Source organism: Pseudomonas sp. RT4P38 (assembly GCF_054897765.1).
Window position 1 is genome coordinate 393,306 of record NZ_CM142703.1, and the last position, 24,766, is coordinate 418,071.

25 protein-coding genes, 1 tRNA gene and 1 pseudogene are annotated in these 24,766 nt (G+C 58.3%); 21 read left to right on the forward strand and 6 right to left on the reverse strand.

Annotated features, from left to right (window positions below; genetic code table 11):
* Positions 1-124 precede the first annotated feature (124 nt).
* From ACYZT7_RS01805 to ACYZT7_RS01825, 5 genes are all read left to right on the forward strand, one after another.
* Positions 125-685, forward strand: a complete 561-nt coding sequence (locus ACYZT7_RS01805; protein WP_462039713.1) for a YbhB/YbcL family Raf kinase inhibitor-like protein — start codon at positions 125-127, stop codon at positions 683-685.
* 87 nt (positions 686-772) lie between these two features.
* On the forward strand, positions 773-2,485 hold the full coding sequence (locus ACYZT7_RS01810) for a vWA domain-containing protein (RefSeq protein WP_462039714.1): 1,713 nt from the start codon (positions 773-775) through the stop codon (positions 2,483-2,485).
* Between the two features lies 1 nt (position 2,486).
* Positions 2,487-3,053, forward strand: coding sequence for an RNA polymerase sigma factor (locus ACYZT7_RS01815; protein WP_282483175.1), 567 nt, complete (start codon positions 2,487-2,489; stop codon positions 3,051-3,053).
* Positions 3,050-3,649 (forward strand): hypothetical protein, encoded by a 600-nt coding sequence (locus tag ACYZT7_RS01820; RefSeq protein ID WP_462039715.1) that lies wholly within the window; start codon positions 3,050-3,052, stop codon positions 3,647-3,649. Before ACYZT7_RS01815 ends, ACYZT7_RS01820 begins: the two co-directional genes overlap by 4 nt.
* Before the next feature lie 20 nt (positions 3,650-3,669).
* Positions 3,670-3,960, forward strand: a complete 291-nt coding sequence (locus ACYZT7_RS01825) for a hypothetical protein (protein ID WP_462041728.1) — start codon at positions 3,670-3,672, stop codon at positions 3,958-3,960.
* Between the two features lie 27 nt (positions 3,961-3,987).
* Here ACYZT7_RS01825 and ACYZT7_RS01830 read toward each other — a convergent pair whose 3' ends face one another.
* Positions 3,988-4,854 carry a hypothetical protein gene (locus ACYZT7_RS01830; RefSeq protein ID WP_462039716.1) on the reverse strand — a complete coding sequence of 289 codons (867 nt, stop codon included), beginning with the start codon at positions 4,852-4,854 and terminating at the stop codon, positions 3,988-3,990.
* A 178-nt stretch (positions 4,855-5,032) separates the two neighbouring features.
* Between ACYZT7_RS01830 and ACYZT7_RS01835 the strand changes: the two genes are divergently transcribed.
* Entirely contained in the window at positions 5,033-5,332 is a 300-nt protein-coding gene (locus ACYZT7_RS01835; RefSeq protein ID WP_462039717.1) for a type II toxin-antitoxin system prevent-host-death family antitoxin, read from the forward strand.
* A gap of 20 nt (positions 5,333-5,352) precedes the next feature.
* Positions 5,353-5,637: a type II toxin-antitoxin system RelE/ParE family toxin gene (locus ACYZT7_RS01840; protein WP_462039718.1), complete on the forward strand. Its 285-nt coding sequence runs from the start codon at positions 5,353-5,355 to the stop codon at positions 5,635-5,637.
* Between the two features lie 83 nt (positions 5,638-5,720).
* Here the strand turns inward: ACYZT7_RS01840 and ACYZT7_RS01845 are convergent.
* Positions 5,721-5,797, reverse strand: a tRNA-Arg gene (locus ACYZT7_RS01845).
* Between the two features lie 350 nt (positions 5,798-6,147).
* Here ACYZT7_RS01845 and gabD point away from each other — a divergent pair.
* From gabD to ACYZT7_RS01860, 3 genes are all read left to right on the forward strand, one after another.
* A complete protein-coding gene (gene gabD / locus ACYZT7_RS01850; RefSeq protein ID WP_054050229.1) occupies positions 6,148-7,590 on the forward strand; it encodes an NADP-dependent succinate-semialdehyde dehydrogenase in 1,443 nt (480 codons plus the stop codon).
* A gap of 186 nt (positions 7,591-7,776) precedes the next feature.
* Entirely contained in the window at positions 7,777-9,054 is a 1,278-nt protein-coding gene (gabT, locus tag ACYZT7_RS01855; RefSeq protein WP_134419251.1) for a 4-aminobutyrate--2-oxoglutarate transaminase, read from the forward strand.
* A 137-nt stretch (positions 9,055-9,191) separates the two neighbouring features.
* Positions 9,192-10,406: an HDOD domain-containing protein gene (locus tag ACYZT7_RS01860; protein ID WP_462039719.1), complete on the forward strand. Its 1,215-nt coding sequence runs from the start codon at positions 9,192-9,194 to the stop codon at positions 10,404-10,406.
* Between the two features lie 132 nt (positions 10,407-10,538).
* On the opposite strand, the gene ACYZT7_RS01865 is transcribed toward ACYZT7_RS01860, so the two are convergent.
* Positions 10,539-11,528 carry a GGDEF domain-containing protein gene (locus ACYZT7_RS01865; protein ID WP_462039720.1) on the reverse strand — a complete coding sequence of 330 codons (990 nt, stop codon included), beginning with the start codon at positions 11,526-11,528 and terminating at the stop codon, positions 10,539-10,541.
* Positions 11,529-11,667: 139 nt separating this feature from the next.
* Positions 11,668-12,852, reverse strand: coding sequence for a delta-9 fatty acid desaturase DesA (gene desA, locus ACYZT7_RS01870; protein WP_462039721.1), 1,185 nt, complete (start codon positions 12,850-12,852; stop codon positions 11,668-11,670).
* Positions 12,853-12,999: 147 nt separating this feature from the next.
* On the opposite strand from desA, the gene dibA reads away from it, so the two are divergent.
* The 6 genes from dibA (at position 13,000) to ACYZT7_RS01900 (ending at position 19,130) form a co-directional block, all read left to right on the forward strand.
* Positions 13,000-14,925, forward strand: coding sequence for a phosphodiesterase DibA (dibA, locus tag ACYZT7_RS01875; RefSeq protein WP_462039722.1), 1,926 nt, complete (start codon positions 13,000-13,002; stop codon positions 14,923-14,925).
* A 170-nt stretch (positions 14,926-15,095) separates the two neighbouring features.
* Complete coding sequence (gene oscA / locus ACYZT7_RS01880; RefSeq protein WP_007945260.1) at positions 15,096-15,278, forward strand: sulfur starvation response protein OscA; 183 nt, start codon at positions 15,096-15,098, stop codon at positions 15,276-15,278.
* Positions 15,279-15,349: 71 nt separating this feature from the next.
* A complete protein-coding gene (locus ACYZT7_RS01885) occupies positions 15,350-16,363 on the forward strand; it encodes a sulfate ABC transporter substrate-binding protein (RefSeq protein WP_462039723.1) in 1,014 nt (337 codons plus the stop codon).
* 70 nt (positions 16,364-16,433) lie between these two features.
* Positions 16,434-17,252 carry a sulfate ABC transporter permease subunit CysT gene (gene cysT / locus ACYZT7_RS01890; RefSeq protein WP_449642873.1) on the forward strand — a complete coding sequence of 273 codons (819 nt, stop codon included), beginning with the start codon at positions 16,434-16,436 and terminating at the stop codon, positions 17,250-17,252.
* Positions 17,253-17,264: 12 nt separating this feature from the next.
* Positions 17,265-18,137 (forward strand): sulfate ABC transporter permease subunit CysW, encoded by an 873-nt coding sequence (gene cysW / locus ACYZT7_RS01895; RefSeq protein WP_462039724.1) that lies wholly within the window; start codon positions 17,265-17,267, stop codon positions 18,135-18,137.
* Between the two features lie 3 nt (positions 18,138-18,140).
* Positions 18,141-19,130, forward strand: coding sequence for a sulfate/molybdate ABC transporter ATP-binding protein (locus tag ACYZT7_RS01900; RefSeq protein WP_462039726.1), 990 nt, complete (start codon positions 18,141-18,143; stop codon positions 19,128-19,130).
* A gap of 83 nt (positions 19,131-19,213) precedes the next feature.
* Here the strand turns inward: ACYZT7_RS01900 and ACYZT7_RS01905 are convergent, their stop codons facing one another.
* Positions 19,214-19,738 carry an Mpo1 family 2-hydroxy fatty acid dioxygenase gene (locus tag ACYZT7_RS01905; RefSeq protein ID WP_462039727.1) on the reverse strand — a complete coding sequence of 175 codons (525 nt, stop codon included), beginning with the start codon at positions 19,736-19,738 and terminating at the stop codon, positions 19,214-19,216.
* Between the two features lie 84 nt (positions 19,739-19,822).
* On the opposite strand from ACYZT7_RS01905, the gene ACYZT7_RS01910 reads away from it, so the two are divergent.
* From ACYZT7_RS01910 to ACYZT7_RS01925, 4 genes are all read left to right on the forward strand, one after another.
* A complete protein-coding gene (locus tag ACYZT7_RS01910) occupies positions 19,823-20,509 on the forward strand; it encodes a Crp/Fnr family transcriptional regulator (RefSeq protein WP_462039728.1) in 687 nt (228 codons plus the stop codon).
* 71 nt (positions 20,510-20,580) lie between these two features.
* On the forward strand, positions 20,581-20,946 hold the full coding sequence (locus ACYZT7_RS01915; protein WP_462039729.1) for a response regulator: 366 nt from the start codon (positions 20,581-20,583) through the stop codon (positions 20,944-20,946).
* A 108-nt stretch (positions 20,947-21,054) separates the two neighbouring features.
* Positions 21,055-21,303 (forward strand): helix-turn-helix domain-containing protein, encoded by a 249-nt coding sequence (locus ACYZT7_RS01920; protein WP_449642879.1) that lies wholly within the window; start codon positions 21,055-21,057, stop codon positions 21,301-21,303.
* Positions 21,296-22,528: a type II toxin-antitoxin system HipA family toxin gene (locus ACYZT7_RS01925; RefSeq protein WP_462039730.1), complete on the forward strand. Its 1,233-nt coding sequence runs from the start codon at positions 21,296-21,298 to the stop codon at positions 22,526-22,528. The genes ACYZT7_RS01920 and ACYZT7_RS01925 overlap by 8 nt, the downstream gene beginning before the upstream one ends.
* On the opposite strand, the gene ACYZT7_RS01930 is transcribed toward ACYZT7_RS01925, so the two are convergent.
* Positions 22,529-23,533, reverse strand: coding sequence for an AraC family transcriptional regulator (locus tag ACYZT7_RS01930; protein WP_462039731.1), 1,005 nt, complete (start codon positions 23,531-23,533; stop codon positions 22,529-22,531).
* 100 nt (positions 23,534-23,633) lie between these two features.
* On the opposite strand from ACYZT7_RS01930, the pseudogene ACYZT7_RS01935 reads away from it, so the two are divergent.
* Positions 23,634-24,706: pseudogene (locus ACYZT7_RS01935) on the forward strand (fatty acid desaturase).
* The last annotated feature ends 60 nt before the right edge of the window (positions 24,707-24,766 follow it).

The following is a 24,766-nucleotide window of genomic DNA, read 5'->3' on the forward strand; positions in this document are numbered from 1 at the left end:
AAGCGTTTCACTTAAGAGTTTGGCGCTTATCTGGAGGTTCAGCCAATTCCCGCTGCCACCGAATGAACGGTCCGGCTATAGTTTGCACGCCGACGACGGCCCCACCCGCACAAGGTGCTCCGGTATGCCCCGATTGACCTCTCTGAACCCTTGGCTGGCGGCCGTTGCAGTCGCCCTTTGCGTGCAATTTCCGGCGCAGGCCCAGGAGCGTTTTACCCTGAACATTCCAGGTGTCACCGACGATCGACTGTTTACCTCGGCTGCCGCCAGCGATGCGCCCAATTGTGGTGGGCACAACCAGTCACCGGCCTTGAACTGGAACGCCGGCCCGGCGGGTACCCTGAGTTACGCCATTGTCATGCACGATCCTGACGGCCAAAAAGGCCAAGGCGTCGATCACTGGGTGCATTACGGCATCAAAGCCACGACTCATCAGATTGCCGCCGGTGTCGGCGCAAAATCCGCCCTTGAAGGCGTCGGTGGCACCAACAGCAAAGGCACCACCGGTTATGTCGGACCTTGCCCGCCGGTCGGCGACAGCGCGCACCATTACATCATCCAGCTCTACGCCCTGGACCTGGCGCCGGAAGCTTTGTCCGCCGGCCTGACACGCGCGCAACTACTGGAAAAAATCAAAGGCCATGTGCTGAAAAACAGCAGTGTGGTGCGGCGTTATCACCGCTGAAGTTTTTTTCAGCGGTCTTAACCCGAATCGACGGGGCTGTCCGTCTCAGAGGATGAATGGATCAATTTCCTCCTGAGGTCAGCCCCCATGTCCCTCCCTCTGCATTTCCTCCGCCCGGCCGTCCAGGGTTTCGCCGCCGGGTTGCTGCTGGCCATTGCCGGTTGCGGCGTTTCATCCAAGCCTGATTCCGCTTCTGTGTCGCCACCGGCTCAAGGTGCACTGCCGGCTGAAACATTGGTGCGCAGCGAGGCTGTCATGGCGGACACTTCGATGGCCAAGCGCAGCGTGCGTACGGCACCGACGGCGAGCTATGCGCCGATGCCCGCGGGCGAGGCGTATCCGCAGGGCTATCGGGATGAGCAGCGGGAGCAGTATCAAGCGCTGGCGGATAACCCGATTCACAGCGTGGCCGAAGCGCCCGTCTCGACCTTCAGCGCCGACGTCGATACCGGTGCTTACGCCAACGTCCGCCGCTTGCTCAATCAAGGGCGCCTGCCACCCGAAGGTGCGGTGCGACTGGAGGAAATGGTCAATTACTTTCCCTACGATTACGCATTGCCTACCGATGGCTCACCCTTCGGCGTGACCACCGAGCTGGCGCCGTCGCCGTGGAACCCGCATACCCGATTGCTGCGCATCGGCATCAAGGCCTCGGACCGCTCGGTCGCGGAACTGGCCCCGGCGAACCTGGTGTTTCTGGTGGACGTGTCCGGCTCGATGGACCGACGCGAGGGTTTGCCGCTGGTCAAAAGCACCCTCAAATTGCTGGTTGATCAATTGCGCGAGCAGGATCGGGTTTCGTTGGTCGTCTACGCCGGCGAATCGCGTGTGGTGCTGGAGCCGACTTCCGGGCGGGAAAAAGCGAAGATTCGCACAGCCATCGAGCACCTGACTGCCGGCGGCTCTACCGCAGGGGCATCAGGCATCGAACTGGCGTATCAGATGGCGCAGCAGGCGTTTATTCCCAAGGGCATCAACCGCATCCTGTTGGCCACCGACGGTGACTTCAATGTCGGCATCAGCGACTTCGACAGCCTCAAGCAAATGGCTGTGGATAAGCGCAAGACCGGTGTTTCCCTGACCACATTGGGTTTTGGTGTGGATAACTACAATGAACACCTGATGGAACAGTTGGCCGATGCCGGCGACGGCAACTATGCCTACATCGACAACCTGCGCGAGGCGCGCAAGGTGCTGGTGGATCAGCTCGGCTCGACCCTCGCGGTTGTGGCGAAGAACGTGAAGCTGCAAGTGGAGTTCAACCCGGTACAGGTCAGTGAATATCGGCTATTGGGGTATGAGAATCGTGCGTTGAAGCGTGAGGATTTCAGTAACGACAAGGTCGATGCCGGTGAAATCGGCGCAGGGCATACGGTGACGGCGTTGTACGAAATTGTGCCCAAGGGCGAGAAGGGCTGGCTGGAGCCGCTGCGGTATGGCAATCCTGGGGCCGCTGTTTCCGAAAAGACTGGGGAATTGGCGATGTTGCGAGTGCGCTATCAGTCGCCTGAGGGTGGGAATAGTCGCTTGATCGAGCGGCCGATCGTCAACAGTGTGCTCGGCAAAGCCAGTGATGATCTGCGATTTGCGGCGGCCGTGGCGGCGTTTTCCCAGCAGCTCAAGGACGGGCGTTATACCGGTGATTTCAGCTTGAAGGATACCGAGGCTTTGGCGCGCGGTGCGCGGGGCGACGATCGATTTGGTCTGCGTGCAGAATTCGTGCAGTTGGTGGAGTTGGCGCAAAGTCTGCGAACCACGACTGCATCGAATAGTGAGCCGCTTAAAGGAGGCTACAACTGAAATGTCTGCTCCTGAATCGAGCGACGAATCTCTGCTGGCCCGTTATCGCGCAGGCGACGGGCCAGCGTTCGAGATTTTGTACGCCCGTCACCGCCAAGGGCTCTACCGATTCCTGCTTGGCCTGAGCGGCAAGTCCGAACTGGCCGAAGAGGTTTACCAGGAAACCTGGTTGAGCCTGATCCGCAGCACCAGTCAGCCACAAGGCCGGGCGAATTTTCGTACCTGGCTTTACCAGATTGCCCGCAATCGACTGATCGATCACTGGCGCAAACACGGCATCCACAACCCGTTGCACGATAGCTACGACGAACAGATCCACGCGCTGAGCGATGACACTGCCGATCCCGAACAACTGCTGAGCCTGAGCCGCGACAACCAGCGCCTCGAAGCGGCCCTGCAAAACTTGCCCGCTGACCAGCGCGAAGTGTTCCTGCTCCGCGCCCACGGCGATCTCGACCTGCCGCAGATCGCCACCCTCACCGAAACACCGCTGGAAACCGTCAAAAGCCGCTTGCGCTACGCCCAGCAAAAACTGCGTCGGCTGCTGGCCGAGGAGGTACTGACATGACTGACGCCCGACCTACACCAGAAGACCACGTGCTGCAGCATTTTCGCGAACATGCGGCCGGCGAACCACCGTCCCATCTCGACGCCTTCATCCTCGCCACAGCGCAACGCGAAGTCCCTGTGCAGAAGCCAGGCCTGTGGAAACGCTGGGTTCAGGCCTGCCACAAACCCCGTTGGCAGGTCGCATTTGCCAGCCTCGTCGGGGTGTCCCTGATGATTGCACTGGTGCAACGCACGGAGGAGCAACTGCCGAGTTACGACTTCGCTCCTGCACCCAAAGCGTCTGCACCGGTCGCCAAAAAAGAAGCTGCGGAGGCACCATCTTCGACTGCTCGCTCGTTGGCTGCTCCCGCGCCCGCGGCGCCAATGGCCGATTTTGCCGCACCCGCGCAGAGTGAATCGATCAATGCTGATGAAGCAAAGGTCAGCAAACGGGCAGCAGCTCCGGCGAAAACCCTGGATGAGCAATTGCGTGAAGTGGTGCGCCTGCAAAAGGCCGGTCAGACTCAAGCCGCTGATGCCCTGTTGAAAACATTGCACAAGCGTTTCCCTGACGAAAACCTCACGGCCCGACTCAAGGCGTTGCAGAAAAAATGAAGGACACAGCGGTCGCCAATTTGGCATCGACGCCGGAAAGCGCGCACTATCGGCCCATAGCCGATGCGTTGGAGGAAGCCATGGCGAAAAAAATCGATCGCATCGCCCAAATGCTCAACTGCCCGGAGAAGGGTCAGGAATTGCGGCGCGCGGTTACTGAGAGCCGTAAGGAGTTTCTGCTGGCGAAGCAGGCAGAAGAAGCGTTTGAGGAAGACGTTCTTGATGATGAAGAGGACGAGGACGAGGACGAGGACGAGGACGAGGACGAAGAGGATGATGAATACGACGAGTTTGATTGGACGACTGAATGAAAAAACCGCTTCGGCGGTTTTTTTGTATTAGCGCGACCCATACTTTTTGGTTCGATGGCTTCCAATCACGTTGCTTATGCGTACATGAAGAGCGACACATTCGATCACGCAGTCGAAACCTATTTCCAGGCGAAGGTAGTATCCATCCCGAAGTCGCGTCAGCACTCCTCTTAATGGGCCGGCAAACTGGCTACCGCGTACTTCCACTTCGCTGATGCCTGAGACCGTTGCATCGAGATTGCAATAGCTGAACGCGGTGCTTGGGGGCCAATGCGACGGTCGAAAAATCAGGCTGTTTAACGGACCCTCAATGCTTATTGTGAAACCTTCTTTGTGAAAAACCGGACCTTGAGTTGTTAGGTCGTTAGGAGTGACGGCGAGATTGAAAACTTCCGTCCAGTCTTGAGGGTTGTCTACGCGGAACAACCAGTCGCGGGTTCCAAGATCGCGCTCAGGTATTTCTCTGCAACTCTGAAGAGTAGGCAGCTTGGAGCGCCGCAGATCTTCCTGCCAGACCTCTTCGGCAATGTCTCTAATGGCCTGGAATAAACCTCGAGGGTCAGCGATTTCTGGCCAGTCACTTGGCCAAGACCAGTAGTCGTAAAGATATTCTTCGTCTTCATCATCTTCCCAGACAGCAGCGAAGTCGAAATCTGGATCGGCTAATGCCTGCTCAAGCAAGTCATATTCTGCCCTGCGGTGACGGAAAGTTTCCCGTGGGAGCAAGCGCAGACAGTACCGTCGAATCAGTAGGTCACGATCCACTGGGTCGTTGGGATCGTACTTGTTCAACTCTTCACCCAAGGTTTCCTCCCTGTCATACACACTAAAGCTGCCGACCCAATACGAAAGCTTTGGTAGGTAAGGTTGATTAAGGTACGGGTCAAGCAACATCGAGGACCTCCTGTCCAGAAACAAGGCGCGTATGAAAACCTTAATGTGCTTGGGACGGAAGAACAGAGATGTATCGGCATTTGTTTAGCTTGGGTGGTTGCTGATCAGATGTACGTTGACCGCGTGAAGGTAAATCGAGCACTATCAGGTACCTTTTTCAGTACCTTGGAGCCTGCTCATGGAGCAACTACTTGCTAGCCGCTCAGTCAGCATCACAGAACTCAAGCGCAGCCCAAGCACTGTGATTGAGCAGGCCGGATCAGAGCCGGTGGCGGTGCTGAACCACAATCGCCCGGCCGCCTACCTTTTGCCGCAGGCGGCTTATCAACGGCTTCTTGATCGATTGCAGGCTGCCGAGATTCGCGAGGCGATTGCTGCCAGTAGAAATGACCCGCGCCCAGACATTGATGCGGACACGGTTTTTGCGGAGCTGGATGCCATTATTGATGACGTCGCAACCGAGCAAAATCGTCGATGAGGCGACTGATACTCACCGCGATGGCGCGTGACGATTTGCAGCAAATTGCCCGTTTTATCGCCAGGGACAATCCTGTCAGGGCCAAGTCTTTTGTTGGCGAGCTCCGCAGGCAATGTGAGCTACTTCTTGAACAGCCTGTTCTTGGCGTTTCCCAAGAGGATTGCGCAAAAGGCTTGCGCAGAATAAGCCACGGCTCGTATCTGATCTTTTATTGCCAAGTCGAAAACGACATACGGATTGAGCGGGTGTTGCATGGTGCGAGAGACATAGGGCGCTTGTTCGAGTCTTCGACCAACAATCATTAATGGTCATCCGTTTTGCCAAACTTTCCCGAGTTCCACAAAAAAGCCCCAGACCCTGCGGTCTGAGGCTTTCTCGTTTCTACGTATGGTGCACCAGGCGGGATTCGAACCCACGACCACTGCCTTCGGAGGGCAGTACTCTATCCAGCTGAGCTACTGGTGCAATGCGGGCGCCATGATACTCATATGCGCTGCGGGCGTCCATGCTGCTGAATCGCCTGCGGTTTTCCAAAGCGTAACCTGTGTTTGCTACGTTGATCAGAAAAATTAGGCAAATGCGGCGTTTTCGTTCTTTTTTTCGAACAGGCTATTGTCCTTTACCCCCTTTGATCCTAGGATTCGTTTGAGATTTCAAACGCTCTTGTCTGGGTGCTGAACCGCACGAGTTTCAATCAGTGCGCTATTTATGTGCTTCAGCCCGGTGAATGATTTCCCTGACGGCAGCCTACAAGGCGCCTTTCTACAATCATAATTCGCTCCGCGCTTGCCGCGGTGCTGTTAAGGAAAGCCGACATGCAGCTTAAAGACACCCAGTTGTTCCGCCAGCAAGCCTTTATCGATGGCGCTTGGGTTGATGCGGACAATGGTCAAACGATCAAGGTCAACAACCCGGCAACGGGCGAAATTCTGGGCACCGTGCCGAAAATGGGCGCTGCCGAAACTCGCCGTGCGATCGAAGCCGCTGACAAAGCGCTGCCGGCCTGGCGTGCACTGACCGCCAAGGACCGTGCGAACAAGCTGCGTCGCTGGTTCGAACTGATCATCGAGAACCAGGATGATCTGGCTCGCCTGATGACTCTGGAACAGGGCAAGCCATTGGCCGAAGCCAAGGGCGAAATCGTTTACGCCGCTTCCTTTATCGAGTGGTTCGCCGAAGAAGCCAAGCGCGTCTACGGTGATGTGATTCCGGGCCACCAGCCAGACAAGCGCCTGATCGTGATCAAGCAGCCAATCGGCGTGACCGCTGCAATCACCCCGTGGAACTTCCCGGCCGCAATGATCACCCGTAAAGCCGGCCCAGCTCTGGCCGCCGGTTGCACCATGGTGCTCAAGCCTGCTTCGCAAACTCCATTCTCGGCATTCGCTCTGGCTGAACTGGCCCAGCGTGCCGGCATTCCGAACGGCGTGTTCAGTGTTGTGTCCGGCAGTGCCGGCGACATTGGCAGCGAGCTGACCAGCAACCCGATCGTGCGCAAACTGTCCTTTACTGGCTCGACCGAGATCGGTCGTCAGCTGATGGCCGAATGTGCCAAGGACATCAAGAAAGTCTCCCTGGAATTGGGCGGCAACGCGCCGTTCATCGTGTTCGACGACGCGGACCTGGATAAGGCCGTCGAAGGCGCGATCATTTCCAAGTACCGCAACAACGGCCAGACCTGCGTCTGCGCCAACCGTCTGTACATTCAGGATTCGGTCTACGACGCGTTCGCCGAGAAACTGAAAGTGGCTGTGGCCAAACTCAAGATCGGCAACGGTCTTGAAGAAGGCACCACCACTGGCCCGCTGATCGACGAAAAAGCCGTGGCCAAGGTTCAAGAGCACATTGCTGATGCGATCAGCAAAGGCGCAACCGTGCTGGCCGGTGGCAAGGTCATGGAAGGCAACTTCTTCGAACCGACCATTCTGACCAACGTGCCGAAGAACGCTGCCGTGGCCAAAGAAGAAACGTTCGGTCCATTGGCTCCGCTGTTCCGCTTCAAAGACGAAGCCGAAGTGATCGCGATGTCCAACGACACCGAGTTCGGTCTGGCTTCGTACTTCTATGCTCGCGACCTGGGTCGTGTGTTCCGTGTGGCTGAAGCCCTGGAATACGGCATGGTCGGCGTCAACACCGGGTTGATCTCCAACGAAGTCGCGCCGTTCGGCGGCATCAAGGCCTCGGGCCTGGGCCGTGAAGGCTCCAAGTACGGCATCGAAGATTACCTGGAAATCAAATACCTCTGCTTGGGCATCTAATCAGTCCGGCAAGGCATTGCTTCAAGCGCAAAGGGCACGAGAGCGCTGTCCCTTTGTGCGCTTCAAACGAAATTTTCTCTGTGGCCGGGAAAGCTATGGCAGTCGATCATCGCATGCTGCCGTAGTTGCCTCCCCGCCGCATTTTCCTTGAACCACGCCGCCCGATGAGCGGTGAATGAGGACTTTATGAGCAAGACTAACGCATCCCTGATGAAACGCCGCGAAGCCGCTGTACCACGCGGTGTTGGCCAGATTCACCCGATCTTCGCCGAGTCCGCGAAGAACGCCACCGTGACCGATGTTGAAGGTCGCGAGTTCATCGACTTCGCCGGCGGTATCGCCGTGCTGAACACCGGTCACCTGCACCCGAAAATCATCGCCGCCGTGACCGCGCAGCTGAACAAGCTGACCCACACCTGTTTCCAGGTACTGGCTTACGAGCCGTACGTAGAGCTGTGCGAAAAAATCAACGCCAAGGTGCCAGGTGATTTCGCCAAGAAAACCCTGCTGGTGACCACTGGTTCCGAAGCTGTGGAAAACGCCGTGAAAATCGCCCGTGCCGCCACTGGCCGTGCCGGCGTGATCGCCTTCACCGGCGCTTACCACGGTCGCACCATGATGACCCTGGGCCTGACCGGTAAAGTCGTGCCTTACTCGGCCGGCATGGGCCTGATGCCAGGCGGCATCTTCCGCGCGCTGTACCCGAACGAACTGCACGGTGTGAGCATCGACGATTCGATCGCCAGCATCGAACGCATCTTCAAGAACGACGCCGAGCCGCGTGACATCGCTGCCATCATCATTGAGCCGGTTCAGGGCGAAGGCGGTTTCTACGTCGCGCCTAAAGAGTTCATGAAGCGCCTGCGCGCTCTGTGCGACCAGCACGGCATCCTGTTGATCGCTGACGAAGTGCAGACTGGCGCTGGCCGTACCGGCACCTTCTTCGCCATGGAACAGATGGGCGTTGCTGCCGACCTGACCACCTTCGCCAAATCCATCGCTGGCGGCTTCCCGTTGGCCGGTGTGTGCGGCAAGGCCGAATACATGGACGCCATTGCTCCAGGCGGCCTGGGCGGCACCTACGCCGGTAGCCCGATCGCTTGCGCCGCGGCCCTGGCCGTGATGGAAGTGTTCGAAGAAGAGCACCTGTTGGACCGCTGCAAGGCTGTTGGCGAGCGTCTGGTCACTGGCCTGAAAGCCATTCAGGCCAAATACCCGGTCATCGGCGAAGTCCGTGCCCTGGGCGCGATGATCGCGGTCGAGCTGTTCGTCGACGGCGACAGCCACAAGCCGAACGCTCCTGCTGTGGCAGCGGTGGTGGCCAAGGCTCGCGACAAGGGTCTGATCCTGCTGTCCTGCGGCACTTACGGCAACGTTCTGCGCGTCCTGGTACCGCTGACTTCGCCGGACGAACAGCTGGACAAGGGCTTGGCGATCATTGAAGAGTGCTTTTCTGAGCTCTGATTGCCAAGTGTGAACTGATCGACAAAAAAACCCGCTTCGGCGGGTTTTTTGTGTCCCCGGAACACATCGATGGCAAATGCGCTGTATCGAATGGCCGGCATTGACTAAGGTGCCAGCACTACCGTTGGAGTGTGTAAATGATTGCTGTGCTGTTACCCGCTGCACCGCGTGTGCTGATTGCCGAGGCCGACCCCTGGTCCCGCGACCTGCTCAAGCAGGTGTTGTTGAATGTGCGCTGCGACGCACGGCTGGATCTGTGTGCTGATGGGCAGGAAGCGCTGCACCTGTTGGCGGAAAACCCTTACGACCTGGTGATCGTCGACTGGGAACTGCCCGGCGTCGATGGTTTGAATGTCTTGCGCAGTGTCCGTCAGCGTAAGCGCAATCCACCGCTGCCGTTCATTCTGATGAGCAGTCGCAACGACAGCGCCAGCGTGCGCGAAGTCTTGCCCCTTACGCCTGCGGCGTACCTGACCAAACCCCTGAACATGGAAAATCTGACTCACCGTCTGCAGGATTTGCTGCTGAACGCCGGTGAAGAGGTGTCCTGCGAAGCGCCTTCGCTGGCGCCAGGCATGACCTTGTCGGTTTACCTGGAACGTCGACGTGAGCTGGCCGACGGCGCACCACTGATGACCGACGTACAGTTGGCGGTCAAACGCAGCCTCAATCCCAACGGCCTCGATCTGACATTGCTGCATGACGAGATTCGTACTGATCCGCAGATCACCGCCGTGCTGATCGCCGCCGCCAACAGCGCGGCCCAGCACCATGGCACCCCCGTACAAACCCTGTCCCAGGCATTGCACCGTCTCGGCACCGGGCAAAGCATGAACTTGATTCTGGGGCTGGCCCTCAAGCGCAGTGCCCGCCTCAGCGAACCGTTTCTGGCCGATTATGCCGAGCGCTATTGGGAGTTATCGCTGCGCACCGCCGAATATGGCCGGACCTTGGCGCGCTTGCTGGATCTGGATCAGGAGCGCTGTTATTGCGCCGGCATGCTGCATCGCCTCGGCGACCTTGCGCTGTTGCGGTGTTTGCAGGAATGGAAGCAGGCCGGTGGTGAGCTGGATGAATGGGAGGAGGTCGGCGAGGCGTTGGCTGAATTCGGTGCGGCCTATGGTTCGGCGCTGCGTACCCGCTGGCGCCTGCCGCTGGAGCTGCGAGAGCTGATTGCGGCGGTCTACCAGTTCGGTGGCGGGGTTTACTCGCGCGAAGCGCTGGTGATGAACATGGCTGCGCAATTGGCGCGGCTGACCGAGCATGAAGGCATTGAGGAGCTGGCGAAGAGCCGGACGGCGCGGTTGCTCAAGATCGGATTGCCGGAATTGATGCGTTTGCGTAAGAAATAGGCCTAGATCGTTCCCACGCTCTGCGTGGGAATGCCGCCCCGGACGCTCCGCGTCCCTTCGCAAGTCGTGACGCAGAGCGTCACAAGATGCATTCCCACGCAGAGCGTAGGAACGATCCAACGGTGTTCAGCCTCAGCCGCAAATGATGCGGTTCTTGCCCTGGCGTTTGGCTGTGTACATCGCCGCATCCGCGCGGGCAAACAGGCTGTCGACGCTTGCGTCCTCAGCGGTGAGGCTGGTCAGGCCCTGGCTGACGGTGATGCCGAACGAGTGGTCGCCATGGCTGAAACTTAATCGCTGAATCTCCCGCTGCAGGCGCTCGGCCACCTGCATGGCCATGTCTGGTGCGCAGCCGGGAAACACCGCTGCGAATTCCTCACCGCCAATCCGCCCGAACACATCACCGCGACGCAACGCCGCGCGACCGCTCTCGGCGATCCGCTGCAGCACGTTGTCGCCCTCCAGGTGGCCGTAGGTATCATTGATCACTTTGAAATCATCAATGTCCAGCAGCAGGAACGCTAGCGGTGTGCCTTGGTGCCGTGCCTGTTCGAATTCACGGTGGGCACATTCGAAGAAGTGTCGGCGGTTGCTGCTCTGGGTCAGCACGTCGGTGGTGGCCAAGCGTTGCAGCTCGGTTTCCATCTGCTTCTTGTCCGTAATGTCTTCGGCAATACCGACGATGATCACGGGTTGCCCCGGCTCGGCCTGGCGGTTGATATAGCACTTGTCACTGAGCCAGCGGACCTCGCCGTCGGCGGTAATGATTCGGTACTCGCGGTCTTCAATGGCGCCTTTGACCAGCACTTCGGCCAGGCTGCGTTCGGCATAGTCCAGGTCGTCGGGGTAAATGCTGTCGCGCCATTGGTTGTAGTCGGACAGCAACAGGCCTGCGCAGCGGCCGAAAATCCGTTCATACGCTGGGCTGACATAGAGCACCTGACGGGATTCCCAGTCGAAGGCCCAAAGCACCGCGTTGACGCTCACCAGCAGAGCGCTGAACAGCTGTTCGCGTTCGCTCAGGCGCGCCACTTCGCCTTGTGCATGCATCAGCGCCAGCAAGGTTTGCGCGGCCTCGGGCCACTGCGGGAGGGATGAGTCTTGTAGGTTTTTATTGACCATCGACACAAAGTCTCAAAGGGCGTGTGCCGTTCGAGGTTCGAAAGCGGCCTGCCTGGATGGCGAAGTGTCTTTGAGATAGGGGATTTGGAGCTAAGTTCCGATGGGTGCGCCCACGAACGGGGCGCACCGATCAACGGCGTCAGACAGCGGCGGGGCGCAGGGAGTAGGTTTTCAACTGATCGGCGAAGTCGCGCAGGGATTGAATCCCGCTGGCTTCGGCTTCGTGTACCCAATCCTTGATGGCGGCCAGCATATCGTGACCATTTGAGCTGGTCTTGACCCAGATCTGCTGTAAGGCCAGGCGTTTCTCGTAAATTACCTTCAGCGCCTGACTGTGCTCAAGCATGGTCTGGATGCGCAGGTGGTGTTTGTCATCCAGCAGGCTGGTTTCCCGCGAGAGCAAGCGCTTGGCGCGGTGGAACTGGTGACGGACCGAGTGATCGACCTTTTCCAGCTCTTGTTTGACCAGCGGCGCGATCACCAATTTGCGGTACTGGGCCATGATCTGGAAGCGGTTGTTGAGGATCGCCATGGCGGTGTCCATGTCCAGGTTGCCTTTGCCTTCCACCCGGTGGGCGATGGGCGCGACCCGCTGAACCTTGGCCAGACGCAGGAAACTGAACACCTGGATCCAGGCCCAGCCGAGATCGAATTCCCACTTCTTCACCGACAGTTTTGCCGAATTAGGGTAGGTGTGATGGTTGTTATGCAGTTCTTCGCCGCCGATCAGGATGCCCCAGGGCACCAGATTGGTCGCCGCATCGCGGCATTCGAAGTTGCGGTAGCCGATAGCATGGCCAAGCCCATTGACCACGCCGGCGGCCCACACCGGGATCCACATCATCTGGATGGCCCAGATGGTGATGCCTATGGTGCCGAACAGCAGCAGGTCGATGACGCCCATGATCGCCACGCCCAGCAGCGGAAAGCGGCTGTACAGGTTGCGTTCGATCCAGTCGTCGGGGCAGTTCTTGCCGTAGATGCGCAGGGTCTCGGGGTTTTCCGCTTCGGCACGGTACAGCTCGGCGCCTTTGCGCAGAACGGTGGAGAGACCCTTGATGACCGGGCTGTGCGGGTCATCGACGGTTTCGCATTTGGCGTGGTGCTTGCGGTGGATAGCGGTCCACTCACGGGTGTTCTGCGCCGTGGTCAGCCACAGCCAGAAGCGGAAGAAATGTTTCAGGCCAGCATTGAGCTCCAGGGAGCGATGGGCTGAATAACGGTGCAGATAGACCGTGACGCCGATGATCGTCACGTGGGTCATCAGCAGGGTGACTGCCACCAGTGACCAGGGCGACAAGCCGAGAAAACCTTCGTACCACATAGTCTATTGGGCCCTCGATAAAGAAAAAAACAGCCGTTGCATTATCACCAAGCCCACAGATAAAACCAGTCGCCCTTTCAGATAAGAGTGGCTGGATGTGTCTTTAAACTATAATTCCATCCTTTTTGAAGGGACATGGACAGCCGAATGTCTGCTACCTATCGCGATGCTTTGCGCGCAGCACTGCTTTACCTTCTGGTTTCCGTAGCTTGGCTGCAGTTCAGTGGCCATTTATTGAACAGTTTCTTCGATAGCTCTGCTGAGCTAATGCGCTGGCAACTGATCAACGGTTACGTCTGGGTGGTGTTCAGCTCCGGGTTGATTTTCCTCGCTCGGGCGCGATTGTTCCGTTGCCTGGGGATCGGCGCCAAGTTGCGTGAACGCACCGAAGACCGCGAGCGTTTGCGTCAGGCTGCGGCGGTGTTCGATTGCACCCGTGAAGGGGTGCTGGTCACTGATTGCAAAGGCTTGATCGTTCATGTGAACCGGGCCTTTATGGAAATCACCGGCTATCAGTGTGAGGAAGTGCTGGGTCAGCAACCCAGTTTGTTCAAGTCCGGTCATCACCCGCCGGATTTCTACCAGGCGATGTTCGCGACACTCAGCAGTACTGGCGAGTGGAGTGGGGAAATCTGGAACCGCCGCAAAAGCGGCGAGATTTACCCGCAATGGCAAACTATTCGCATCATTCACGACGACCGGCGGCGGGTTAGCCATTACGTCGCGGTGTTTTCCGACATCAGTGCGATCAAGAACTCCGAGCATGAACTGACGCACTTGGCCCATCACGATCCACTGACCGACCTGCCCAATCGACTGTTGTTCACCGATCGTGCCGAGCAGGCCCTGGCGTCGGCGCAGACTCACAAGCGCGGCTGCGCGTTGCTGATGATCGATCTGGATCACTTCAAGATGATCAACGACAGCCTCGGACACACCATCGGCGACCAACTGCTCAAGGCCGTCGCCGAACGCTTGAAAGCCATGTTCGGACCGGGGATCACCCTGGCGCGGCTGGGCGGTGATGAGTTCGCCGTGCTGGCTGAAAGTTGCCCGCAATTGGTGCATGCCGCGGCGCTGGCTCAGCGGATCATCGAGGGTCTCAAAGAACCGTTCCAGATTGACGGGCATCAGTTGTTTATCAACACCAGCATCGGCATCAGCCTGTTCCCCGGCGATGCGTTGAGTGCCGAGCAATTGTTGCGCAACGCTGACTCTGCACTGTTCAAGGCCAAAAGTGCTGGCCGCGACGGCTACGCCCTCTACACCGAAGAATTGACCGCCCATGCCCAGCAACGGGTCGAGACCGCATTCGAATTGCGCCGTGCGCTGGAACAGCAGGAATTACGGGTTTATTACCAGCCGGTTCACGACCTCAAGACCAGTCGCCTGATTGGCGTCGAAGCGCTGGTGCGCTGGGAACATCCGCAGCGCGGGCTGGTGTCGCCGGCAGAATTCATCCCCATCGCCGAGCGCACTGGTTTGATTGCCGAAATCGATGCCTGGGTCATGCAGCAGGCCTGTCAGCAGATGTGCCAATGGCAGGCGGCGGGTGTGCTGTTGTCGTTCATCGCGGTGAATGTTTCGTCTCGGTTGTTTGCTCGTCGCGAGCTGTACCAGCAGGTGGCGCAGGTGTTGCACGAAACCGGGCTGGATCCGGCGTATCTGGAGCTGGAAGTCACTGAAAGTGCGGTGATGGAAGACCCGGAAGTGGCGCTGGAACAAATGCATCGGCTGCGGGAGCTGGGCGTGCGGCTGGCCATCGATGACTTCGGCACGGGGTATTCGTCGCTGCTGCGCCTCAAGCGATTGCCGGTACAGAAACTCAAGATCGATCAGGGCTTCGTTGCCGGGTTGCCGTGGGATGAGGATGACGCGGCGATTGTGCGGGTGATCATTGCGCTGGCCCAAAGCATGGGGATGCAGGTTCACGCCGAGGGGATCGAGCAGGTCGAGCAGGCGGGTTTCCTGCTCGAACACGGCTGCGATCTGGGGCAGGGCTACTGGTTTGGGCGGCCGGTGCCGGCCGGGCAACTGGATTGGGACCGGATTCCACAGATTCTGCAGCACTGATCGTTTCCACGCAGTGGGAACGATCTGCCCGCGTGGGAATGTTCGGTTTTCTGGTTATATAAACATTCTTAAATAGTCTTTTTAAGAATATCCGCGCTTATCTACTATTGGTCTCACGCCGCAAGCAGTCTCGCCACTGCCAGGCAACCTCTAGTTGAAGGAGCAGCACCATGAGCGCATCCCTACGTAGCGTTGACGGCCAGGACGAAGCAACCATTTTGCGTGAGATCCAGAGCGCCTTGCGCGATCTGCGTTTTGGCGCAGTGGAAATCACCGTGCACAACGCCCAGGTGGTCCAGATCGAACGCAAAGAGAAATTCCGGTTGCAGAACCCGAGCAACAAACCGAGCTAAAAAACCGGCAACCCGATACCAGCACACCATAAGAAAAAGCCAACACAATCAGAATTCCAGGAGCTTTCACCATGTCGTCGATTCGTCATTTCGCTTTGGCCGCCCTGGCCAGTGCCCTTTTTGCTGGTTCCGCGGTTGCCAAGGATTACGAACTGCTCAACGTGTCGTACGACCCGACTCGCGAGCTGTATCAGGATTACAACGCCGAATTCGTCAAGTTCTGGCAGAAAGAGCACGCCGGCGACAGCGTGAAAATCCAGCAGTCCCACGGTGGTTCGGGCAAGCAGGGCCGGGCAGTGATCGACGGTCTGCGTGCCGACGTGGTGACCCTGGCCCTGGCCGGTGACATCGACGAAATCGCCAAACTCGGCAAGACCCTGCCAGCGGATTGGCAGCAGCGTCTGCCGGAAGCGAGCACGCCTTACACCTCGACCATCGTGTTCCTGGTGCGCAAGGGCAACCCTAAAGGCATCAAGGACTGGGGCGACCTGACCAAGAACGGCGTGGAAGTCATCACCCCGAACCCGAAAACCTCCGGCGGTGCACGCTGGAACTTCCTCGCGGCGTGGGCCTATGGCCTGAAAGCCAACGGCGGTAACGAAGCCAAGGCCAAGGAATACGTACAAACCCTGTTCAAGCACGTTCCTGTGCTGGACACCGGTGCTCGCGGTTCGACCATTACCTTCGTCAACAACGGTCAGGGCGACGTGTTGCTGGCCTGGGAAAACGAAGCCTTCCTGGCCCTGAAAGAAGACGGTGGCGCTGACAAGTTCGACATTGTCGTGCCTTCGCTGTCGATCCTCGCCGAACCTCCAGTCGCCGTGGTCGACAAGAACGCCGAGAAAAAGGGCAACACCGAGATCGCGGAAGCGTACCTCAAGTACCTTTACAGCCCGGCCGGTCAGGAAATCGCGGCGAAAAACTTCTATCGTCCACGTGACAAGGATATTGCCGCCAAGTACGCCAAACAGTTCCCGACACTGGACCTGGTGACCATCGACAAGGACTTCGGCGGCTGGAAAACCGCTCAACCGAAATTCTTCAACGACGGTGGCGTGTTCGACCAGATTTATCAGGCGCAATAACCTGAAATAAGCCATAAACGAGCCTCGAATTCCGATTCGAGGCTTTGCGCGTTCTCAACCAAGGACTTTTATGTCGCGTCGTATCTCCCCCGTCATACCCGGCTTCGGGCTGACGCTGGGCTACACCTTGGTGTACCTCAGCCTGATTGTGCTCATTCCACTGGCGGCGATGTTCGTCCATGCCGCCCAACTCACCTGGGATCAGTTCTGGGCGATTATCTCGGCGCCTCGCGTGCTGGCGGCATTGAAGCTGAGCTTCGGCACCGCGCTGTACGCCGCGATCATCAACGGCATCATCGGCACGCTGCTGGCCTGGGTGCTGGTGCGCTACACCTTCCCGGGGCGCAAGATCATCGATGCAATGATCGATCTGCCGTTCGCGCTGCCCACTGCCGTGGCCGGTATCGCACTCACCGCGCTGTACGCCCCTAACGGTTTGGTCGGTCAGTTCGCGGCGGACCTGGGTTTCAAGATCGCGTATACCCCCCTCGGCATCACGCTCGCACTGACGTTCGTGACACTTCCATTCGTAGTACGTACGGTACAGCCAGTATTGGCCGATATCCCGCGTGAAGTGGAAGAAGCAGCCGCGTGCCTGGGTGCGAAACCCTTGCAGGTTTTCCGCCATATTCTGGTTCCCGCGTTGCTGCCAGCCTGGCTGACCGGCTTCGCTTTGGCCTTTGCCCGCGGGGTCGGCGAGTACGGTTCGGTGATTTTCATCGCTGGCAACATGCCGATGAAAACAGAGATCCTGCCGCTGCTGATCATGGTCAAACTCGACCAGTACGATTACACCGGCGCTACGTCCATTGGTGTACTGATGCTGGTGGTCTCTTTCGTCCTGTTGCTGCTGATCAACTTGCTGCAGCGGCGCATCGAAACCCCATAAGGAGGCGCGAAAATGTCCCAATCGTCTATTAGCGCCGCTTCCTCGGCCAACGCTGCCCGCCGTGGCAGTGCCACTTCGCGGCGAATCCTGATCAGCCTTGGCTGGCTGATTTTTGCGCTGTTTCTGTTGTTGCCGCTATTCATCGTGGTGTCCCAGGGCCTGAAAAATGGCCTCGGTGCGTTCTTCACCGCGATCTTCGAACCCGACGCTTTGTCGGCCCTGAAACTCACGGTGATCGCCGTGCTGATTTCAGTGCCGCTGAACCTGGTGTTCGGTGTCAGCGCCGCGTGGTGCGTGAGCAAGTACTCGTTCCGCGGCAAGAGCATGCTGGTGACCCTGATCGACCTGCCGTTTTCGGTGTCGCCGGTGATCGCCGGTCTGGTCTATGTGCTGATGTTCGGCGCCCAGGGTCTGTTTGGCCCGTGGCTGCAGGACCACGACATCCAGATCGTCTTCGCCTTGCCGGGCATCGTGCTGGCGACGATTTTCGTCACCGTGCCGTTCGTGGCGCGCGAGCTGATCCCGTTGATGCAGGAGCAAGGCACTCAGGAAGAAGAGGCCGCGCGCTTGCTCGGAGCCAATGGCTGGCAGATGTTCTGGCACATCACTGTTCCCAACATCAAATGGGGTCTGATCTACGGCGTGGTGCTGTGTACGGCCAGGGCCATGGGTGAGTTCGGTGCGGTGTCGGTGGTTTCCGGGCACATTCGCGGGGTGACCAACACCCTGCCGCTGCACGTCGAGATCCTCTACAACGAATACAACCACGTGGCCGCGTTTGCCGTGGCGAGCCTGTTGCTGATCCTGGCGCTCTTCATCCTGCTGCTCAAGCAGTGGAGCGAATCCCGAATTAACCGCCTGCGCGCCAGCGCCGCGGAGGAATAAGTCATGTCGATCGAAGTGCGTAACGTCAGCAAGAATTTTCACGCGTTCAAGGCGCTGGACAACATCAGCCTGGACATTCACAGCGGCGAACTCGTGGCGCTGCTTGGCCCGTCCGGTTGCGGCAAGACCACGCTGTTGCGAATTATCGCCGGTCTCGAAACGCCGGATCAGGGCAACATCGTGTTCCACGGTGAAGACGTCTCCGGCCATGATGTGCGTGATCGCAACGTCGGTTTCGTGTTCCAGCACTACGCGCTGTTCCGCCACATGACCGTGTTCGACAACGTCGCGTTCGGCCTGCGCATGAAGCCGAAAAACCAGCGTCCGAGCGAAAGCCAGATCGCGGTGAAGGTCCACGAACTGCTGAACATGGTGCAACTGGATTGGCTGTCGGATCGCTACCCGGAACAACTCTCCGGCGGTCAGCGTCAACGTATTGCCTTGGCCCGCGCGCTGGCGGTGGAACCGAAAGTCCTGCTGCTTGACGAGCCCTTTGGTGCCCTCGACGCCAAGGTCCGTAAAGAATTGCGTCGCTGGCTGGCGCGGTTGCACGAAGACATCAACCTGACGTCGGTATTCGTGACCCACGACCAGGAAGAAGCGATGGAAGTCGCCGACCGCATCGTGGTGATGAACAAGGGTGTGATCGAGCAGATCGGCTCCCCGGGCGACGTCTACGAAAACCCGGCCAGCGATTTTGTTTATCACTTCCTGGGCGATTCGAACCGGCTGCATCTGGGCGAAGACAATCACGTGCTGTTCCGTCCGCACGAAGTGTCGCTGTCACGTCATGAGATGGAGGATCACCACGCGGCCGAGGTGCGGGATATTCGTCCATTGGGCGCGACGACGCGGGTGACGTTGAAGGTCGAAGGCCAGAGCGAATTGATCGAAGCTGAAGTGGTGAAGGATCACGACAGCCTGATCGGGCTGGCGAAGGGCGAGACGCTGTTCTTCAAGCCGAAGGTCTGGCAAAAACTCGCCAACATCTAAAGCATCGCGAGCAAGCTCGCTCCCACAGGGTTCTATGTGCGCCATAGATCCAATGTGGGAGCGAGCTTGCTCGCGATGGCGTCTTATGTCGCAGCGCGATTCGGATTGACCCGCACACCGCCCACCCGCGCCTCGATCTGCTCTTTCAGCTCACGCCGCAACCCCAGCCAAAACGCCAACTCAACCACCACAAACAACGGCCCGACAATCAACCCCGTCACGTCATCGACAAACGCCGGTTTGCGTCCTTCGTAGTGATGACCGACAAATTGAATCGCCCAACCCATCACAAACATCCCGATGCCACTGGCAAGCCAGACCAGCGTGCTTTGCTGCGCGAGCGCATGACCCAGCCAAACGCAAAGGCCCAGCAACACGGTCATCAGCACGCCCAGCCGTAACTCCAATCGCAGATAAAACCATGCCGAAGCCAGCGCCAAAAGCACCGCCGGTGACCCCCAAACCCCGGCCAGCGACCACTCGGGCCGTGATAGCAGCACTGCAACCGCGACGACGATCAGCGGAATACCGATAAAGTGGGTGGCAATATTGCGCGGGTCACGGTGGTAGGCGGCGTATTGACTGAGATGGTCGACGAGGCTTTTCATTGTTGTTCCTCCTGTTGGGTGATGGATCATGCCCCGGGTCCGCATCTCGCTCTGTCAGCCAGGCGACAATCTCTAGGAGTTTTCATGGATAAGCAGGTCTGGCGTCCACGCCTGATGAGCGGCCAGTGGTTCAGCCATTTACCTGTTCCCTTACAGGATAGTCTGCTGGCCGCCGCCAGGGTGCGACGGTTGTCACCGGGCCAGCGGCTGTTCAAGCGCGGCGATCCTGCGTGCGGCCTGTACGCGGTGCTCGAAGGTTCGGTGCGCATCGGCGCGGTGAGCGAGCAGGGCAAGGAGGCGTTGCTGAGCCTGGTGGAGTCGCCCCACTGGTTCGGCGAAATCTGCCTGTTCGATGGTCAGCCGCGTACTCATGATGCCTTCGGGCTGAGCCATTGCATCCTGTTGCACATCCCGCAAAACGTGCTGCTGGCGTTACTTGATGAGCAACCGGTGTACTGGCGGCAACTGGCATTGCTGATGAGCCAGAAACTGCGCCTGACGTTCATCAATCTCGAACAGCTGAGCCTAATGCCAGCCGCTGCTCGACTGGCTCATCGCTTGCTGATGATCGCCGAGGGTTATGGCGAGATCGATCCGCCACGACGGGTGCTGCAACTGCCTCAGGAGCAATTGGCGTCGATGTTGTCGCTGTCGCGCCAGACCACCAACCAGATTCTCAGGGACTTGCAGGGGCAGGGGATTGTGAATCTTAAGTACGGCGAGATCGAAATTCTGGATGCGGAACGATTGCGGATGTTGGCGATTATTTAAACCCCGGCGTTAGTGGTGGGCTTTGGACGCGAAGGCGCCTAGCCTGTGATGACGACAATTGAGGTGTTGCCATGCGTGTGCTGTTAGTGGAAGACGAACCCGAGACCGCCAAACTCCTGGCCAAGGGCCTGAGCGAGGCAAGTTATTCGGTGGATGTGGCGGTCAACGGAATGGACGGCCGGCGCTTTATTGAGTCCGGCAAATATGAGCTGATCATCCTCGACGTGATGCTGCCAGGGCTCAACGGCTGGCAGTTGCTGCAACAGATCCGCAAGCTTGGCGAAACGCCGGTGCTGTTCCTGACCACCAGGGACGGCATCGAGGATCGCCTGCGCGACCTGGAGTTGCATGAAGATGATTACCTGCTCAAACCGTTTGCTGTGAGTGAACTGGTGAAGCGGGTGCGCAAGTTGTTGCGGCGGGATCGGGGGCGCTGAGTCCGCTCCGATCAATACATGAGCTAGACTTCGGCTAGACGATGCATTAAATACAATGCAAATCTATTTTTTCAATGAATTTGCACTGTATATGATGCGGGTGAGCGGATGGAAAGCCTCGGTGAACTGATCAGGTTGCTGCGCAAAGAGCGAAAGATGTCTCAACAGGACCTGGCAAAGCAGTACGGCATGAGCCGCGCCACGATTTCAGGCATCGAGAACAACACGGTCTCCGAAATCGGAATCCGCAAGGTTGAAGCGATACTTAACGGCTTCGGTTACGAACTCACGGCCGTACCTCGGCAGTCGAAGCGCCCGACGCTGGATACCCTGAAAAAGGTTAACTTCCATGGCTGAGAGAAGCGATGCGGACAGGCTGCACATCAGTGTTTCCGGCACCACAGTCGGAACCCTCGGCCGTGGTCAGTTTCGCATTGATTCAGTGTTTGCCTACGCCGAAGACGCGCTAGAAGAAAACGCCGTCTCGTTGACCATGCCTGCTCGCCTAGAGAGTTATGCATGGGAGCAAGGTGTTCCGCCGGTTTTTGAAATGAATCTGCCGGAAGGCTCTCTGCGCGATGAACTGACTCGTCGTTTCAGCAAAGCGGTTCGAGGGTTTGACGACTTCGCGATGCTGGCGATTGTCGGCCCGCACCAGCTTGGGCGAGTAGGGATTGCAAACGCGCAAGATACGAGTCACCGCCTACCTGAAACCAGCCTTGCGGATCTTCTGGTCCATGACGGTACGCAAGGGTTGTTCGAAGACCTGTTGCACACCTATGGCCAATATTCGGGCGTCTCCGGTGTGCAGCCGAAGGTACTTATCCGTGACAGTGCGACAACTGTCGATCGATTGACCCATCGAGGGGCTACGCATCTGGTCAAATCCTTTCGGCCAGAGGAATACCCTGAACTCGCTGCCAACGAGTATTTCTGCATGAGGGCCGCGCTACATTCGGGTCTTGAGGTGCCGAAGGTTGAGCTCAGCGAGCACGGCAAATTCCTGATCGTTGAGCGCTTCGATCTGAATGAAAAAGGTTACCTGGGCTTTGAGGATTTCTGCGTGCTCAATGCCTGGCCTTCGAAGGCCAAATACGATGGTTCGTACGAAGGCGCCGCGAGGCAGATCAAGGAGTTTGTCTCCCCGCCATTGCTCAACCACGCCCTTGAGTCTTTTTTCAAAATAGTGGCGTTGTCCTCCGCTCTGAAAAATGGCGATGCTCACCTCAAGAACTTCGGTGTGCTGTACGAACATTGCGGTGCTGATGCGCAAATCAGACTGGCTCCGGCCTACGACATCGTCACGACTTCTGTTTACATAAAAGCAGACAGCATGGCGTTGCTGTTAGGCGGATCAAAGGCATGGCCTAAATACAAAATGCTGATACGTTTTGGCCGGTCGTCCTGCAATCTGACTGAGGGACGGTGCAATGAACTGTTGCAGCAAGTCGCCCATGGAGTGGAAGTGGCAATGGCGGATATGGCTGATTACATCAAGGTAAATAACGTTTTTGCCGAGGTTGGCGAAGCGATGATCGAACAGTGGAAATCAGGCGTAGCGCGCAGCTTGGTCAAAAGCTGATCACCGCAACCCATCCCGAAACTGCCCCGGCGTTATCCCCGTCCAGCGTTTGAACGCGCGGCTGAAGCTGCTCGTATCAGCGAACCCCAGCAGATAGCTGATCTCGCTCAATGAGCATTGCGGATCACGCAAATGCAGCAGCGCCAGATTTTCGCGGCTTTCGTTGAGCAATGTATCGAACCGGCAACCCTCGTCCGCCAAATGCCGTTGCAGGCTGCGCAAACTCAGATGCAGGGCTTGGGCGATGTGTTCGGCGCTGGGCTCGCCTTCCGGTAATTGCTCCTCAATGGCGTCGCGAACCTTACGTTCCCAGGTCAGGGGTTTGAGTTGTGCAAGGGTGCGTTTGAGCACGGCTTCGTTGTGCTCGGCCAGTTCCGGGTTAGCGTCGTCAAGGTGGCTGTCGAAGTCCACGACGGCGAATTCCAGTCGGTCTTCATCGGCGGCGAAGTACACCGGTGAGCGGAAAACTTTGTGCCATTGATGCGGGTCCGCCGGTTCCGGACGGCGCAGGTACACCGCCAGCGGGGCGTAATCGCGGCCCAGGCGATTGCGGCAGGTGCGTACGTAAATCGCCGTGAAGGCATCGATGGCTTCGAAGGCCGGGGCCGGATTGCCTGGCGGGATTTTCAGGCGGAAGCGGTAGCGGTCCTCGGTGCGGGTGAGTTCCAGTTCCAGGGCGTCGCTGACCACCTGGTGATAACGCACGATGCGCTCGAACACTTCTCGCAGACTGCCGCTGGCCACCAACGCATAACCGAGCGCGTGAAACGTGGTTGGGCTGACGAAACGCGATACCCGCAAACCAATCGCCGGATCGCCGCTGACTTGCACTGCGATTTCCCACAGGCGCGTGGTGCCGGACAACGGGTAACGGGCGTTCGGGTCGTCCATCAATTGCGGGTCGAGCCCCGCCTGTTGGCACAGGGCGGTGCTGTCGAGGCCCAGCGCATCAAGTTGCTTGCGCAGGGCGCGGGTCCAGCTGGCGAGGGAGGTCGGTTCAGTCATGCTGATTGGCGCTTCCGGTCAACAGGTTGGCGTTCACGGCTACCGCTTTGCGAGGGTTCACAAGGCAGGATGCGAACATCAATAACCAGAGGATGGAAGCATGCACGGTACTTCTGCAAGTCCCCAGCGACTGAATGCAGCACAACGATCAGCGCATATTCGTGAAGTGGTGCTGGCCAAGGGTGTTGAACTGCGCCAGCGCTACCCGATTCTCAACCATCAGGACGCCTTGGGCGCGGGCATTCTGGCCTTCGCTCTGGTCGGGATGATTGGCTCGGCGACGCTCTACATGACCGGGCACATGGCCTGGTGGGCGTGTCTGTTGCTCAATGCGTTTTTCGCCTCGTTGACTCACGAGCTGGAACACGACCTGATTCATAGCATGTACTTTCGCAAACAGCGCGTGCCGCACAACCTGATGATGGGCCTGGTGTGGCTGGCGCGGCCGAGCACGATCATCCGTGGATTCGTCGGCATCTGCACCTTAATCACCACAAGGTCTCCGGCACGGAATCCGACATGGAAGAGCGTGCCATCACCAACGGCGAGCCGTGGGGTTTCGCGCGGCTGTTGATGGTCGGCGACAATGTAATGTCGGCGTTCATCCGTATGCTGCGGGCCAAGACCTGGGCTCACAAGATCAGCATCATCAAGCGCGCCCTGAAGGTCTACGCGCCACTGGCGCTGGTACATTGGGGGGCGTGGTACTTGTTTCTCGGCTTTCACACGGTTAACGGCATCGCTCATCTGCTGGGCGCGCCCATCGAATGGTCGGCGACCACGTTGTCGGTGATGCAAGTCATCGATATCGCGGCGGTCGTGATCATCGGACCGAATGTGTTGCGTACCTTTTGCCTGCATTTCGTCAGCTCGAACATGCACTACTACGGTGATGTTGAGCCGGGCAACGTGATCCAGCAGACCCAGGTGCTGAACCCGTGGTGGATGTGGCCGTTGCAGGCGTTCTGCTTCAACTTCGGCAGCAGCCACGGCATCCATCATTTTGTGGTGAAGGAACCGTTTTTCATACGTCAGATGACTGTGCCGGTGGCGCATAAAGTGATGCGCGAGATGGGTGTGCGGTTCAATGATTTCGGGACGTTCGGGCGGGCGAATCGGTTTGTGCGCAAGGAAACAACAGAGGCGCAGGAGGTTCGTGCCGCTCAGGCTTGATCGACGCACTCGGAAACTCAAACGCTGGTCATCAATTTGACCTAAAGGGACGCTAAGTTG

Bases quoted from the DNA above. Each gene is read 5' to 3' on its own strand.
- ACYZT7_RS01805 (WP_462039713.1), top strand. From the start codon at position 125: ATGCCCCGATTGACCTCTCTGAACCCTTGGCTGGCGGCCGTTGCAGTC.
- ACYZT7_RS01810 (WP_462039714.1), top strand. From the start codon at position 773: ATGTCCCTCCCTCTGCATTTCCTCCGCCCGGCCGTCCAGGGTTTCGCC.
- ACYZT7_RS01815 (WP_282483175.1), top strand. From the start codon at position 2,487: ATGTCTGCTCCTGAATCGAGCGACGAATCTCTGCTGGCCCGTTATCGC.
- ACYZT7_RS01820 (WP_462039715.1), top strand. From the start codon at position 3,050: ATGACTGACGCCCGACCTACACCAGAAGACCACGTGCTGCAGCATTTT.
- ACYZT7_RS01830 (WP_462039716.1), bottom strand. From the start codon at position 4,854: ATGTTGCTTGACCCGTACCTTAATCAACCTTACCTACCAAAGCTTTCG.
- ACYZT7_RS01835 (WP_462039717.1), top strand. From the start codon at position 5,033: ATGGAGCAACTACTTGCTAGCCGCTCAGTCAGCATCACAGAACTCAAG.
- ACYZT7_RS01840 (WP_462039718.1), top strand. From the start codon at position 5,353: ATGGCGCGTGACGATTTGCAGCAAATTGCCCGTTTTATCGCCAGGGAC.
- gabD (WP_054050229.1), top strand. From the start codon at position 6,148: ATGCAGCTTAAAGACACCCAGTTGTTCCGCCAGCAAGCCTTTATCGAT.
- gabT (WP_134419251.1), top strand. From the start codon at position 7,777: ATGAGCAAGACTAACGCATCCCTGATGAAACGCCGCGAAGCCGCTGTA.
- ACYZT7_RS01860 (WP_462039719.1), top strand. From the start codon at position 9,192: ATGATTGCTGTGCTGTTACCCGCTGCACCGCGTGTGCTGATTGCCGAG.
- ACYZT7_RS01865 (WP_462039720.1), bottom strand. From the start codon at position 11,528: ATGGTCAATAAAAACCTACAAGACTCATCCCTCCCGCAGTGGCCCGAG.
- desA (WP_462039721.1), bottom strand. From the start codon at position 12,852: ATGTGGTACGAAGGTTTTCTCGGCTTGTCGCCCTGGTCACTGGTGGCA.
- dibA (WP_462039722.1), top strand. From the start codon at position 13,000: ATGTCTGCTACCTATCGCGATGCTTTGCGCGCAGCACTGCTTTACCTT.
- oscA (WP_007945260.1), top strand. From the start codon at position 15,096: ATGAGCGCATCCCTACGTAGCGTTGACGGCCAGGACGAAGCAACCATT.
- ACYZT7_RS01885 (WP_462039723.1), top strand. From the start codon at position 15,350: ATGTCGTCGATTCGTCATTTCGCTTTGGCCGCCCTGGCCAGTGCCCTT.
- cysT (WP_449642873.1), top strand. From the start codon at position 16,434: ATGTCGCGTCGTATCTCCCCCGTCATACCCGGCTTCGGGCTGACGCTG.
- cysW (WP_462039724.1), top strand. From the start codon at position 17,265: ATGTCCCAATCGTCTATTAGCGCCGCTTCCTCGGCCAACGCTGCCCGC.
- ACYZT7_RS01900 (WP_462039726.1), top strand. From the start codon at position 18,141: ATGTCGATCGAAGTGCGTAACGTCAGCAAGAATTTTCACGCGTTCAAG.
- ACYZT7_RS01905 (WP_462039727.1), bottom strand. From the start codon at position 19,738: ATGAAAAGCCTCGTCGACCATCTCAGTCAATACGCCGCCTACCACCGT.
- ACYZT7_RS01910 (WP_462039728.1), top strand. From the start codon at position 19,823: ATGGATAAGCAGGTCTGGCGTCCACGCCTGATGAGCGGCCAGTGGTTC.
- ACYZT7_RS01915 (WP_462039729.1), top strand. From the start codon at position 20,581: ATGCGTGTGCTGTTAGTGGAAGACGAACCCGAGACCGCCAAACTCCTG.
- ACYZT7_RS01920 (WP_449642879.1), top strand. From the start codon at position 21,055: ATGGAAAGCCTCGGTGAACTGATCAGGTTGCTGCGCAAAGAGCGAAAG.
- ACYZT7_RS01925 (WP_462039730.1), top strand. From the start codon at position 21,296: ATGGCTGAGAGAAGCGATGCGGACAGGCTGCACATCAGTGTTTCCGGC.
- ACYZT7_RS01930 (WP_462039731.1), bottom strand. From the start codon at position 23,533: ATGACTGAACCGACCTCCCTCGCCAGCTGGACCCGCGCCCTGCGCAAG.